The 13,603-nt window shown below is 52.6% G+C and carries 13 protein-coding genes; 1 reads left to right on the top strand and 12 read right to left on the bottom strand.

Annotated elements, in window-relative coordinates; translation table 11 throughout:
* Positions 1 to 76: 76 nt before the first annotated feature.
* The 4 genes from ACLU9Q_RS15995 to hisB all read right to left on the bottom strand — a co-directional run bounded on the left by ACLU9Q_RS15995 (position 77) and on the right by hisB (position 4,242).
* Positions 77 to 679 (bottom strand): AAA family ATPase, encoded by a 603-nt coding sequence (locus tag ACLU9Q_RS15995; RefSeq protein ID WP_296836461.1) that lies wholly within the window; start codon positions 677 to 679, stop codon positions 77 to 79.
* A gap of 41 nt (positions 680 to 720) precedes the next feature.
* Positions 721 to 2,151: an MATE family efflux transporter gene (locus tag ACLU9Q_RS16000; protein WP_412625618.1), complete on the bottom strand. Its 1,431-nt coding sequence runs from the start codon at positions 2,149 to 2,151 to the stop codon at positions 721 to 723.
* 195 nt (positions 2,152 to 2,346) lie between these two features.
* Complete coding sequence (gene hisIE, locus ACLU9Q_RS16005) at positions 2,347 to 3,630, bottom strand: bifunctional phosphoribosyl-AMP cyclohydrolase/phosphoribosyl-ATP diphosphatase HisIE (RefSeq protein ID WP_412625620.1); 1,284 nt, start codon at positions 3,628 to 3,630, stop codon at positions 2,347 to 2,349.
* Positions 3,631 to 3,651: 21 nt separating this feature from the next.
* Positions 3,652 to 4,242: an imidazoleglycerol-phosphate dehydratase HisB gene (hisB, locus tag ACLU9Q_RS16010; RefSeq protein WP_296836517.1), complete on the bottom strand. Its 591-nt coding sequence runs from the start codon at positions 4,240 to 4,242 to the stop codon at positions 3,652 to 3,654.
* A gap of 235 nt (positions 4,243 to 4,477) precedes the next feature.
* Between hisB and ACLU9Q_RS16015 the strand changes: the two genes are divergently transcribed.
* Positions 4,478 to 5,488 (top strand): DUF6612 family protein, encoded by a 1,011-nt coding sequence (locus tag ACLU9Q_RS16015; protein WP_412625621.1) that lies wholly within the window; start codon positions 4,478 to 4,480, stop codon positions 5,486 to 5,488.
* An 80-nt stretch (positions 5,489 to 5,568) separates the two neighbouring features.
* Here ACLU9Q_RS16015 and hisD read toward each other — a convergent pair whose 3' ends face one another.
* The 8 genes from hisD to ACLU9Q_RS16055 all read right to left on the bottom strand — a co-directional run bounded on the left by hisD (position 5,569) and on the right by ACLU9Q_RS16055 (position 13,560).
* A complete protein-coding gene (gene hisD / locus ACLU9Q_RS16020) occupies positions 5,569 to 6,861 on the bottom strand; it encodes a histidinol dehydrogenase (RefSeq protein ID WP_412625622.1) in 1,293 nt (430 codons plus the stop codon).
* Between the two features lie 13 nt (positions 6,862 to 6,874).
* A complete protein-coding gene (gene hisG, locus ACLU9Q_RS16025) occupies positions 6,875 to 7,510 on the bottom strand; it encodes an ATP phosphoribosyltransferase (RefSeq protein ID WP_296836526.1) in 636 nt (211 codons plus the stop codon).
* Positions 7,507 to 8,625: an ATP phosphoribosyltransferase regulatory subunit gene (hisZ, locus tag ACLU9Q_RS16030; RefSeq protein WP_412625623.1), complete on the bottom strand. Its 1,119-nt coding sequence runs from the start codon at positions 8,623 to 8,625 to the stop codon at positions 7,507 to 7,509. The genes hisG and hisZ overlap by 4 nt, the downstream gene beginning before the upstream one ends.
* A 133-nt stretch (positions 8,626 to 8,758) precedes the next feature.
* On the bottom strand, positions 8,759 to 9,268 hold the full coding sequence (locus ACLU9Q_RS16035) for a Holliday junction resolvase RecU (protein WP_296836575.1): 510 nt from the start codon (positions 9,266 to 9,268) through the stop codon (positions 8,759 to 8,761).
* The gene (locus ACLU9Q_RS16040; protein WP_412625624.1) at positions 9,156 to 10,307 is read right to left on the bottom strand and encodes an RluA family pseudouridine synthase; all 1,152 of its coding nucleotides are present in this window, start codon (positions 10,305 to 10,307) and stop codon (positions 9,156 to 9,158) included. The genes ACLU9Q_RS16035 and ACLU9Q_RS16040 overlap by 113 nt, the downstream gene beginning before the upstream one ends.
* A 10-nt stretch (positions 10,308 to 10,317) precedes the next feature.
* Positions 10,318 to 10,923 carry a hypothetical protein gene (locus ACLU9Q_RS16045; protein WP_412625625.1) on the bottom strand — a complete coding sequence of 202 codons (606 nt, stop codon included), beginning with the start codon at positions 10,921 to 10,923 and terminating at the stop codon, positions 10,318 to 10,320.
* On the bottom strand, positions 10,923 to 12,839 hold the full coding sequence (locus ACLU9Q_RS16050; protein ID WP_412625650.1) for a YgiQ family radical SAM protein: 1,917 nt from the start codon (positions 12,837 to 12,839) through the stop codon (positions 10,923 to 10,925). Before ACLU9Q_RS16050 ends, ACLU9Q_RS16045 begins: the two co-directional genes overlap by 1 nt.
* On the bottom strand, positions 12,832 to 13,560 hold the full coding sequence (locus ACLU9Q_RS16055) for a pseudouridine synthase (protein ID WP_296908382.1): 729 nt from the start codon (positions 13,558 to 13,560) through the stop codon (positions 12,832 to 12,834). The genes ACLU9Q_RS16050 and ACLU9Q_RS16055 overlap by 8 nt, the downstream gene beginning before the upstream one ends.
* Positions 13,561 to 13,603: the final 43 nt, after the last annotated feature.

Raw genomic sequence — 13,603 nt, forward strand, 5'->3', positions numbered from 1 at the left:
GGAGAATGCAAAATGATTCAAAAAAGAACTGCCGCATTACACAGCAGTTCTCGCTTTTCTTAATATAAAAATTCCTTTACGCCCGGAATGCTTCCTTATACACGCCCGTGATGATATTCACGCATGTCTCCAGCCCGAGCGCCCCGCTGTCCAGGGCAAGATGATAATTGGCGGCATTTCCCCATTCCATATCGGTGTAGTGCTGATAATATGCCCTTCTCCGCTCGTCCTTATCCTTCAGACGCTTTTCCGGCGTTTCCTCGCGCTCGCCATACACCTCGACGATGCGCTTTGCACGGAATGCCATGTCCGCGTGGATAAACACCGGCAGCACGCACGCCTTATCCCTCAGGATGTAGTCGGCGCACCTGCCGACGATCACGCACGGTTCCTTCCTGGCAAGCTCCAGAATAATCTGCTGCTGTTTCTGCCACAGATGATCCTGCATGGACATGCCCTTTGTGTCGCGCGCGGCAAAAGCGTTTACAAACCTGCTCCTGTGCGAAGCGTACTCGCCCTGCTCTTTGATGTACTCCGCGTCAAATCCTGTCTCCCGCGCGATCTTTTCAATGATCTCGTAATCGTAGCAGGGAATTCCAAGCTTCTGCGCTGTTTCTTTTCCAATGGTTCGTCCGCCGCTGCCAAATTCACGGCTGATCGTGATAATTTTACTGCTCATAGCTCCTTTCCTCCTTCTCTTTTTTGTTTTTGCATTTTTTCTCATCCGTTCGCTTCGCCGGCAGTGAGCGCCTGCTCAGGTGCTTCATTAAGCTCCCGGTAGGTGCGCCGGATCACGATTGCTGCAATAATAAAAGTCAGAATATCCGCTGCCGGGAAGGAATACAGCAGACCGTCCAGCCCGAAAAAGATCGGGAGAATAATCGGCAGCGCCACGCCCAGAATAATCTCACGCGTCAGAGAAATAATAGTGGACTGCACTGCTTTTCCAAGCGCCTGCAGGTAGATAAACGTACCTTTATTCAGCATCGCCAACGGCATCATGCACAGATAAATGCGGAAACTCTTCACGGCAAATTCTGTATAGTAAGCGCTTTCATTGGCCGCGCCGAAAATACCGATGAGCTGCTTCGGGAACAGCTCCACGATCAGCAGTGCGATCAATCCAAGCACAAATTCACCTGTCAGCAGATAGGTAAAGAGCTGCTTTGCGCGGTCCTTTCTCTTTGCACCGATATTATAGCCGACCACCGGGATACATCCTGCCGCCATGCCGATCGCAACGGAGATTGCAATCTGGAAAAATTTCATGACAATGCCGAGCACTGCCAGCGGAATCTGCGCGTACTCCGCCTGGGAAAAGACCGGATCGAGCGCGCCGTATTTTGTACACATATTCTGCACCGCCGCCATGGACACCACCAGCGATGCCTGCGCAAGAAAGCTGGTAATGCCAAGCACAAGAAATTTCTTTATCAGTCTGCCCTGCAGTGAAAAACTGCTCTTTTCCAGCTTCACCGCCTTCATGTGGCACAGATACCAGATGGACAGTCCCGCCGTGAGTATCTGGCCGGCAACCGTCGCGACCGCCGCGCCCATCATGCCCATGTGCAGCGGATAGATCAGAATCGGGTCGAGGATAATGTTGACGACCGCGCCGGACACAGTGGCGATCATTGCAAATTTGGGGCTTCCGTCAGAGCGGATGATTGGATTTGCCGCCTGCCCGAACATATAAAACGGTACACCGAGCGCGATCCAGAAGAAATATTCCTTCGCGTTCACATAGGTCTGCTCATTTACCTTGCCGCCGAAAAAAGTCAGGATCGGCTCCATCGCGATCAGATAGACCGCCGTCAGGATAATGCTGGCGCCGACGCAAAGGATAATTGCATTTCCAATGCTTTGATGAGCGTCCTTCCTGCGGTTCGCACCAAGACTGATGCTGACGAAAGCACAGCAGCCGTCGCCGATCATCACCGCGATTGCAAGCGCCACTACTGTCAGCGGGAATACTACGGTGTTCGCCGCGTTTCCGTAGGAGCCGAGATAATCGGCATTTGCGATAAAGATCTGGTCCACGATGTTATACAGAGCTGCCACCAGCAGGGAAATAATGCAGGGAATCGCGTATTTCCGCATCAGCGTCCCGATTTTTTCTGTTTCCAGAAAAGCGTTTGATTTTTGTTCCATAATGTTCTCCTCCTTACAAAAAAAGTGTGCGGCACATTTGAGCTGGATTTACGCCCTGCTCAGGCCACACACTGCTTTTAAAATGGTTATTACAAAAATAACGAGCGGTATAAACTGGATTTACGCAGTTACGCCACTCGTTACTGTTATTTTACTGATTTTTGCCAGACTTGTCAAATGGATTTTTTAAAAAATCTACCTGTGCGACAGCTCCTCGGCGATATCCTCCCAGCTCACGCCGCGCTCCGCCATCAGCACCATCATATGATAAAGGAAATCGCTGATCTCGTACTTGATTTCCTCCGGGTTCGGATTTTTGGCAGCGATGACAATCTCCGTCGCCTCTTCGCCCAGCTTTTTGAGGATCTTGTCAATCCCCTTGTCAAAGAGGTAATTGGTGTAGGAGCCCTCCTTCGGATTTTTCTTGCGATCCTGGATCACGCCCATGACATCCTCAAGCACTGTCTCTGTGCTGCGGTACGCCGACTGCGGCGGCACCACGTCGCGGTAAAAACAGCTCGTGTTGCCGGTGTGGCAGGCAGCTCCCACCTGCAGAACCCTTGCGAGCAGCGTGTCGTTGTCACAGTCCAGGGAAATCTGCTTTACAAACTGATAATGCCCGGACGTCTCCCCCTTCAGCCACAGCTCTTGGCGGCTTCTGCTGAAATACGTCATCCGTCCTGTGATCAGCGTCTGCTGAAACGCCTCCTCGTTCATATAGGCAAGCATCAGCACCTGCTTTGTCCGGTAGTCCTGCACGATCACCGGAACCAGCCCGTCCGCATTTGTCTTCAGGTCGCTCCAGGAAAACGCGCTTTCCAGAGACTGCACACAGATGCCAAGCTCCGTAAGGCTTCTGCGCAGACTCACAAAATCCAGCTCAGACGCAGCGCACGTAGAAATGCCCGCCACTTTGTCAAGCTTTAAAAGTGCGCCGATACGCTCCGGCTGCATATCAGAAAATACCGGTATCGTCGCCAGAGGCATACTCTTTACCGCCTCATAAATATGACGGTTATCGCCGAACAGCAGCGCCACCGACGCAAATTCCTTTAAATGCTCGCTGCTTCTCGTGATTGCAGCAAAATCATCAATACAAATGCCGATTTTTTCTTTTCCAAAGCGCCTGGAGACCTCCTCAAGCATATCAGCGTTGCTCTGCTTCGACATATTCAAAAACGCACAGCCGCATCCGGCATACAGCATCTTTTTAATATCCTCCACGCGGTTCATATGACCGCCGCCGATCAGCGGAATATCCACCGCCCGGCTGATTTTACGGATAACGTCCAGGTTTGCCTCATGCTCCGCATCGCTGTCCGAAAGGTCAAAGATAATCAGTCCGTCCGCTCCGTTTTTTTCGTAAAGACGCGCGATCTGCACAGCGTCCCCGTCGTCATACAGCCGGCTGTTTTTCAGACTTATGACTGCTTTTTCGTTTTTCAGAAAAATATGGGTAAATAATTTCTTATTCTTCATATCCATTTCCTCGTATGCTTTCTATAAAGTACCTTTGGTCGACAATACCCCGGCGATACGGTCGTCCGTCATGGTCGCCATGTCGAGCGCTTTCGCAAACGCCTTAAACGCGCACTCCGCGATGTGGTGATTGTTCACCCCGGAAAGCTGCTTAAAGTGCAGATTCATCCCGGCGGAATAGGAAACCGCATAAAAAAATTCCCGCACCATCTCCGTGTCCATGTCGCCTATTTTTTCCACGGTAAAAGTAAGGTCCGATTCCAGATACGGTCTGCCCGACAGATCCACCGCGCAGAGCACAAGCGCGTCGTCCATCGGAAGGATCACGTGACCAAATCTGCGAATCCCCTCCTTGTCGCCGACCGCCTTTTTGATTGCCTCGCCGAGCACGATCCCGGTGTCCTCGATGGTGTGGTGGGAATCCACCTCCACATCCCCGCGAATCTTTGCATTCAGGTCGAATAAACCATGTCTGGCAAATCCGTTCAGCATATGATCCAGGAAAGGAATCCCGGAATCCACGCTGCACGCTCCGCTCCCATCAATGTTTAAGGTCAGTCTGATACTTGTCTCCTTTGTCTCTCTCTGCACTACCGCTATTCTGTCCGGCATAGGCTCTTCCTCCAGTTCTTCCTGGAATTTTCATATTCCATTTCTATAGGGACATTATAATCACAAACGCACCCCTTGTCAAACGCAATCGGCGCTTCAATGATCCTCCAAAATTCCATTGGAGTAGTTACCCCAATTATTTAAAAATCCCTTAATTTTTCAAAATAATCTATACAACTTTTTTGCTCTGTGCTATACTGCAAAAGAAAGAGAACATATTCGAAAGGAGAATATTATGAGCAAAAAATTTCTTGCAACAGTATTAGCATTTAGCGTATGCAGCGTTCCGTTTGTTGCATATGCAGAGGATGTCACCGCAGACTCTCTGCTGGAGGCATCGCAGGAGGCTGGCAAAAACGTATCCTCCATGTCACTTACTATGGGACTCAACATGGACGCCGGGCTGGAGATCTCCACCGACGGCGCCGCTGCATCCTCCTTTGGCATTGCGATGACCGGCGATTTTGATGTAAAGACCATCGTCGACCCGATGCAGATGGAAATGACCGGCACCTACGACGTCTCCGTTCTTGGACAGGCGATCACGATGGACATGGATATGTACATGATCGTTTCTGAAGATGGAAATACCGTTGATACTTACGCAAAGGTAATCACGGGCGGTGAGGATTCCGGCTGGGAGCATCAGCGCACCGATATGTCAGAGCTTCTGGATATGTTCGGCGTAAGCAGCATGGATGATCTGCAGAGCATGGATCTGCAGGACATTCTTCCGGACGACGTGGAGATCAACTGGGATATGACAGAGAATGACAGCAGCTACACACTGTCCACAGCTCTGATGTTCAGCCAGTTTATGCCGTTGATCGAATCATCGCTTGAAGCTGCCGGTGAAACCCTGGATGAGGAAAGCTTAAGCATAGTGGAAGCGCTTATGGACAGCTTGGGAATGAACCTCTCCTACACGATCGACAAGGAATCCAGTCTGCCGCTTTCCATGCACATGGACTTCAATAACTCCGACCTGTCTGTATTCGACTCGCTGGTTACTGCTATGATGGCTGAGTCCATGTCCACAGAAGAGGGCGTTGATTCCTCCGACATGCAGTGCAGGCTGATCCTGAACGATCTGTCTGTTGATGCAGGCTATACCTACGATGACGTGACTGAGATCACCGTTCCGGCAGATGCGCTCGCAACGGAAGCTGTCGATCCGACCGAGGAGCTGCAGGGTGTGCTGGATGAAGCGCTGGAAGCTGCATCCGAGGCAGAATCAGAATCATAAAACAACAATAAAATAACATTTCTGCTGAATTTTGAAGGCTGCCGCGTAAATGCGGCAGCCCTTTTTCTGCTCTCATTCTGCTATTTTTCAAACCTCACATGGATGGAATTTGCATGAGCCGTGAGCTGCTCCGCCTTCGCGAAGGTTTCAATATCCTCGTGAACCGCCTCCAGCGCCTCCCGTGAGTAATACACAATACTGGATTTTTTTACAAAATCATCGACGTTCAGCGGCGAGAAAAATCTTGCCGTTCCGTTTGTCGGCAGCACATGGTTCGGACCGGCAAAGTAATCGCCAAGCGGCTCGCTGCTGTACGGTCCGATAAAGATCGCCCCGGCGTTGCGGATTTTTGTCATCACCTCAAAGGGATTCTCCGTCATGATCTCCAGATGCTCCGAGGCGATATCGTTGGCCGCCTCAATCGCCGTCTCCAGACTGTCCGCCACCAGAATATAGCCAAAGTTATCAAGCGATTTCTGAATGATTTCCTTTCGGGAAAGAACGGAGACAAACTGCTCCACCTGCGCGGACACCTTTTCGGCAAGCTGCCGGCTTGTCGTGATCAGGATCGCGGACGCCATCTCGTCATGCTCCGCCTGCGAGAGCAGATCCGCTGCCACATAGCGCGGATCGGCGTTCTCATCGGCAAGTACAAGGATTTCGCTCGGTCCCGCGATAGAATCAATATTTACAAAGCCGTAAACGGCCTTTTTTGCGAGCGCCACATAGATATTGCCCGGTCCCACGATCTTGTCGACCTTTGGAATAGACGCTGTTCCGAAAGCAAGCGCCGCGATTGCCTGGGCGCCGCCCACTTTATAGACCTCATCCGCTCCGGCTTCCTTTGCGGCAACCAGCGTTGTCGGATTGACCTTCCCTTCTGCATTGCAGGGCGTTGTCATGATAATTTTTTCTACGCCGGCCACCTTTGCCGGAACAATATTCATCAGCACGGAGGACGGATAGACCGCTTTCCCGCCCGGCACATAAACGCCCACGCGCGCCAGCGCTGTTATCTTCTGTCCGAGCAGCGTTCCGTCCGGCTTGCTGTCAAACCAGCTATAACGCTTCTGCTTTTCATGATAAGCGCGGATATTCACCAGTGCCTTTCGAATGACGGAAAGAAGCTGCTCATCCACCTCGCGATACGCCTGAGCGACTTCCTCCTTTGTCACGCGGATATTTTCCGCAGTGATATCGGCGCGGTCAAACTGCTTAGTGTAAGCAAACACCGCCTCATCTCCGCGCGCGCGGACATTCTCCACGATTTCCGCCACGCGCCCCTCATATTCCCCGTAATTCTGCGGGCTGCGCTTTAACAGATTCTCCAGAAGATTCTGCTTGCTCTCCTCTGTCAATGTAACGATTTTCATCCTGCCACCTCTTCTACAATGCTTCCTTCAGCGCGTTCAATATTTTCGTGATGCGTGCGCTCTCCATCTGCATACTGACGCGGTTCACGACCACGCGCGCGGAGAGCGGGCATACCTCCTCCAGAACCTCCAGACCGTTTTCCCGAAGCGTGGAGCCGGTCTCCACGATATCGACGATCACCTCGGAAAGTCCGACAAGCGGCGCCAGCTCGATAGAGCCGTTCAGCTTGATGATCTCAACGGTCTGATGTTTCTTATTGTAAAAATACTCTTTTGCAATATGCGGATATTTCGTCGCCACCCGGATCTGCTCCTGGTGCTGCAGAAGCTCCTTCGCCCGCGCCGGTCCGCACACACACATCCGGCATTTTCCAAAGCCGAGATCCAGCACCTCGTAAAGCTTGCGCCCCTCCTCGTCGATGGTATCCTTTCCGACCACCCCGATATCAGCGGCTCCGTATTCTACATAAGTCGGCACATCCGGTCCCTTTGCCAGGAAAAATTTCAGTTTATATTCTTCGTTCGTGAAAATCAGCTTTCTGGTGTCGGGATCCTTCATCTCCTCGCAGGTGATCCCGCATTTCTCCAGAAGCGCCAGCGTCTGTCTGGCAAGCCGTCCCTTGGTGAGGGCAAATGTAAGATATCTCATACGCGTTCCTCCAGCTTCAGCACAGCAGCCTTCCCTTCTGCGCGGAGCGCCTGTGCCTGTTTGATCGCTGCCTCCTGCTCTGAGGGCGTATAGCGGATTTCCACCGGCGGCTCCCCAGGCTCCTGCATGATATTCTGACGGCTCAGTGCCGCAAGCAGCTCATCCGCCACCACCACAAATCCGATGGACGGCGCATCTTTTCCAAAATGTGCGAGCAGATTGTCGTAGCGTCCGCCTTTCACCACCGCGTCTCCTGTCCCGAAGGTATAACCGCGGAAGAAAATGCCGGTATAATAATTATAGCGGCTCAGCATACTGAAATCAAAGCTGACATACCGCGTCACGCCGTAGTATTCCAGGATCCGATGGATCTCCTTCAGACGCACGACCGCGCGATCCGCCCCTTCATTGCAGGCAAGCGCATGTGCCCGGTCAAGAATTTCCACAGAACCGTACAGCGACGGGAGCGAAAGCAGCGCTTTCTTCTGCCGCTCTTCTATCTCCATGCCGGACAACAGGCTCTCCACCCCGAACAGATTGCGGTTTGAGATGAAATCCTTCAGCTCGCCCTCCGTCTCCTCCGGAATATCCATGTCCTTTATAATGCTCTTAAAGTATTCTACCTGTCCGATGCTGATCTGAAACTCCTCCAGACCGGCTTTTTTCAGACAGTCCACCACCATTGCAATGATCTCTGCGTCCGCCTGCGCGTTATCCGCGCCGATCATTTCCGCGCCGATGTGCGTGTTCTCCTTTAAGCGCCCCTGGTAGCTGGAATGGTTTATGAAGGTTTTTCCCTCGTAGCAGAGGCGCAGCACGTCCTCTTTTCCGTCAAAATATTTGGATACCGCCCGCGCAATGGACGGCGTGATATCCGGGCGCAGCACCAGCGTGTTGCCCTCCCGGTCAAAAAATTTGTACAGCTCGCGCGAGGGAATCGTACCAACGTCGCTCCCGAACACATCGAAAAACTCAAAGGTCGGCGTCTCGATATCCTGGCAGCCGTAGGACTTCAGCACATCGTGCAGGTCTTTTTGCAGGCGCAGCTTGCGCTCGCATTCCCCGTTATAGATATCGCGGACTCCCTCCGGCGTATGTAATAATCTCTGGTTCATAGGTCTCTCCATATCGTTCCATTTGCAGCAGAAGTTTGCTGCATCATTGCGCACTGCTGTCTGTTTCGCTTTACCATGGTGCAGTGCTAATTCGTGAAATCACCTGTTTATTATACTACAGAAAGGCAGATTGTCAATCCCTTTTCAGTAAATCCTTCTGCAGCCCCTCCAGATAGGGAACAAGCACACCGTGACCGCGGTGCAGCAGGTACTCCCGGTCAAGCTCCTCGTAGCGGAAGCTCTTGCGCCCGCCCGCCTCTCTGCGGTCCCAGAATTTTTTGACATCCGTAAAGGGCAGATAAAAGATCTCATCCCGCCCGGTATAATAAATAATTAAGAAGGAGACGCCGCCCTGCTTCTCGAAATTTTCCATAAAGCGCATCTGATGCGGATGGATATTCTGGAGAGCAAACGTGTCTGTCGTACACTCCTTGGCGTCAAAGCAGACGGGAACGCCCTGCACGCAGCCGATATAGTCCACCGTGCTTTTCTGGTCAAAATACGCCAGCGTGATGTGGCGGTTTTCCTTATCAATTTTGATGGGGGTGATCGGCGTCGGTATCTTCTGGATCAGCGCAAGCCCTTTTTCCAGATAAGCCTCGTTTGACCGGTTGATCAGATCCTCCAGAAGAGAACCGCGCAGTCCCCGCGAATTCCAGGTTGCCATTTTCTTCCTCCATATCGTTCATATCGCAGCCCGCATCCGTCAGGATCCTCTGAAAATCCTCTGGCAGCGGTGCGGTAAATTCCTGCCCGGAGAGGTGCGAAAGCGTCCCCGTCAGTTCCGGGAATTTCATCTGATAGGCATGAAGGAGCTGCCGGTGCAGGTGATATTTCTTCTGATACCAGGTGTTCTTACGGTTATCGCCGTATTTTTCATCCCCGATGATCGGATGCCCGATACTGGCAAGATGCGCGCGGATCTGATGCGTCCGCCCGGTAATCAGCCAGATTTTCAGAAGCGTTACCTTTTCATCCGTCCAGAGCGGCATGTACTGCGTTGCAATCGGCTTTGCGTCCTTATCGCCCGGATCTGTCGCAGAAACCGTCACTTTATTTGTCTGCGCATCCTTCACAAGAAAACCCTCCAGACGCTGCCCTTTTCTGAGTGCGCCCGTGACAAGGCAGAGATAATACTTGTGCAGGCTGCGGCTCCGCAGTGCCTCCGACATTGCCTGCAGCCCCGCCAGGCTTTTTCCGGCAAGCAAAAGACCGCTTGTATTGCGGTCCAGACGATTGCAGACAGAGGGACGGAAGGTCTGCATTTCCGTTTCCGTAAGCTCTCCCTTCTGCAGGAGATAGGCGAGAAACCGCTCATTTGCCGACACATCCTCCGGGCGGCTCTTCTGCGAGAGCAGCCCCGCCGGTTTATTAAAAATCAGGATATCGCTGTCCTCGTAGATGATCTGCTCTGGCGAAAGCGCCTCTGCCTTTCGCAGGGCTGTGGTCTGCGCGCGCTCCTTTACGGAAAATTTTTCATATGTCTCGTCCGATACAAAAATGCGGATGCAGTCGCCCTTCGCCGTAATCTCATTCCCGGAAGCCTTTTTCCCGTTCAGCGTGATATTCTTCTTGCGCATCATCTTATAAAAAAAGCTCTTCGACGCCTGATTTAAGTAGCGCGCGAGCAGCTTATCCAGACGCTGCCCCGCCTCATTTTCCCGCACGATGATTTCCTTCATAATTCCTCCATTACAGACAAATGCACAAAAGCACGCTCTTCACCAGCTCGTCCCTGGTTGCGTCCGGATACCGTTCATCCGGCTTGAAGGTCGCTGCCGCCTCAATCTCATCGCGGTTTGCATAAAGCTCATCCACGCGGCGCAGAAATGCTTTCTGCTCCGTAAAAATCTTCACGTTGGAGCGATAGCCGTTTCCCTGCAGGATCTTTTTGATATGCTGCTGCAAGTACTCCTTATCCACCTTCGCATCCTCGCTGTAGCATACCACATTCTGTCCGCAGATCACAATACACGGCAGCGGATAATTTTTCTTTTCCGAACTGACAGTCGTCTCATAGACCGCCGTCAGATCCCTTACATGCCTGCTAAACAGCTCGTAAAGCTCTGCTTTCATCGGCTTCTGCATACAGATCATGATCATGCCGACCGCACACTTGCTCGCCGGAAGGCAGCCCATGATCGCCACAAACGTAAACAGATTTTTTCGTGTACCCGTCTGCAGATACCCGGTGACATAGATCAGGATCGGGATTGCAAACAAAACAATCGTGAGCAGGATCCGTTTCTTCTTTTCGTAGTTAATATACCCGTAGGTTCCCTTTGGTTTTTTCTTCATTATTTCGCCTTCTTATGCACATTTCGAATCGTTTTTTTCTTCGCGCCGTTCATCCGCTGTCCGCCCGGCGACTTTTTTTCACCGGATTTTCCCCGCCCGGCTTCCGCCGCATTCTTTCCCGGACGCGGGCGGATCAGACATTTTTTGTCATAACCGATCAGATCGGTCCTGCCCGCGCGGATGAGCGCTTCTTTTACAAGCTCGTAATTTTTCGGGTTGCGGTATTGGATCAGTGCGCGCTGCATCGCCTTTTCGTGCGGATTTACCGGCACATAGACCTTCTCCATCGTGCGCGGATCGACGCCGGTGTAGTACATGCAGGTGGAGATCGTGGAGGGCGTCGGATAGAAGTCCTGCACCTGCTCCGGCATGTAGCCGAGATCCCGCAGATACTCGGCAAGCTCCACCGCCTCCTTCATGGTCGAACCCGGATGCGACGACATCAGGTACGGCACCAGAAACTGATTTTTGCCGCATTTTTCATTTAACCGCTTATATTTCTGCACAAACCGCTGATAGACATCGTTTTTCGGCTTACCCATCTTTTCAAGCACTGCGTCTGATACATGCTCCGGAGCGACCTTTAGCTGTCCGCTCACATGATGCTCCACAAGCTCTTTAAAAAAGGTGTCGTCCTTATCCGCCAGCAGATAATCAAAGCGGATGCCGGATCGGATAAACACCTTTTTCACCTTCGGCAGCGCCCGCAGCTTGCGAAGAAGCGCAAGATAATCGCTGTGATCGGCGATCAGATTTTTGCAGGGCTGCGGAAACAGACACTGCTTTTTCGGACATACGCCCTTCGTGAGCTGCTTTTCACATGCCGGATGCCGGAAATTGGCGGTCGGTCCGCCCACATCGTGGATATAGCCCTTAAAATCCTTATCCTGGATAAACTTCTCCGCTTCCGCGAGCAGCGATTCATGGCTGCGCGTCTGGATGATCCGCCCCTGGTGAAAGGTCAGCGCGCAAAAGCTGCAGCCGCCGAAGCAGCCGCGGTTGCTGATCAGAGAATACTTTACCTCCTCGATTGCAGGTACTCCGCCGTCTTTTTCATAGGACGGATGATACGTCCGCTGATACGGCAGCGCGTACACCCGGTCCATCTCCGCCTGCGAGAGCGGCTTCTGCGGCGGGTTCTGCACCACATAGACACCGTTCGGATACGGCTCGATGAGACGCTTTCCGGAAAACGGATCGGTGTTGCAGTACTGCGTGTAAAAGCTCTTCGCGTAATTGATGCGGTCTGCCTTTAAAGCATCAAAGGAGCACAGCAGAGTGGCATCGTACACGCCGGAGAGGTCTTTTGTCTTATAAACCGTTCCGTCAATAAAGGTGATATCACGCACCGCGATCCCGGCTGCAAGCGCGTCGGCGATCTCCACGATACAGCGCTCTCCCATTCCATAGGACAGAAGATCCGCCCCGGAGTCAAGCAGAATTGAGCGCTTGAGGGAATCCGACCAGTAATCATAGTGTGCAAGTCTGCGCAGGCTTGCCTCGATACCGCCGATAATGATCGGCTTTTGCCGGAAGGTACGGCGGATCAGATTGCTGTAGACGACCGTCGCATGATCCGGGCGCTTTCCCATTACGCCGCCCGGCGTGAAAGCGTCCGTTTTTCTGCGCTTTTTCGACACGCTGTAATGATTCACCATGGAATCCATATTTCCGGAGGACACCAGAAAGCCAAGCCGCGGCTCTCCGAGGACGGCGATACTTTTATCGTCCTTCCAATCCGGCTGCGCGATAATCCCGACCCGATAGCCGTTCGCCTCCAGCACCCTGCTGATGATCGCATGTGCAAAAGAGGGATGATCCACATAGGCATCCCCGGTTACAAGCACAAAATCAAGCTGTTCTATCCCTGCCGTCTCCATATCTGCTCTGGAGACCGGCAAAAATCCGTCACTCATGCGCTGCCCCTTTCCGTAAATCATCTATTTCCTTCTGCGAGAGAAGTCTGCTCTCCCCCGCCTGCAAAGCCGGATCCAGCACCAGGCTGCCCATGCGCAGACGCTTCAGATATAGCACTGTCTTTCCGACTGCCGCAAACATCCGCTTGATCTGGTGGAATTTTCCCTCCTGGATAGTCACATACACTTCCGAGATCTCCCCGACGGAGAGAATTTCCAGAACCGCCGGCATCGTCGGGCGATCCTCCCCTATATCAAGCCCGTCCTGAAAACGGGCAATGTCCTCCGGCGTCACCTCGCCCTGTACGCGCGCAAAGTAGGTCTTATCCACATGCTTTCCCGGCGCCAGCAGCCGGTGCGCCAGATCGCCGTCGTTTGTGATAAGAAGAAGTCCCTCCGTGTCAAGGTCGAGCCTTCCAACCGGAAACAGATCCTTTTTGCGCGCAGACGTGATATAATCCATCACCGTTTCGTAGCGCGCATCCCGGGCCGCCGTCACACAGCCTGCAGGCTTATAAAGCATGTGGTATTCAAATTCCGAATAAAAAACCGGCTGCCCATCCAGACAGATCACATCGCTTTCGGCGTCTGCCTTGCTGTCCGCGTTTTTACAGACCGTGCCGTTCACCGTCACTCTGCCCTTCCGGATAAAATTCTTCACTTCGCTGCGCGTGCCCGCGCCGCTCGCCGCAAGCAGCTTATCCAGTCTGATCGTTCCCATACTCTCTCCCCGTCGGCTTTTCTCGTACGCCGCATCCATCTCC

The sequence above is a fragment of the Marvinbryantia sp. genome (genome assembly GCF_047017445.1).
Lineage (GTDB): Bacteria > Bacillota > Clostridia > Lachnospirales > Lachnospiraceae > Marvinbryantia.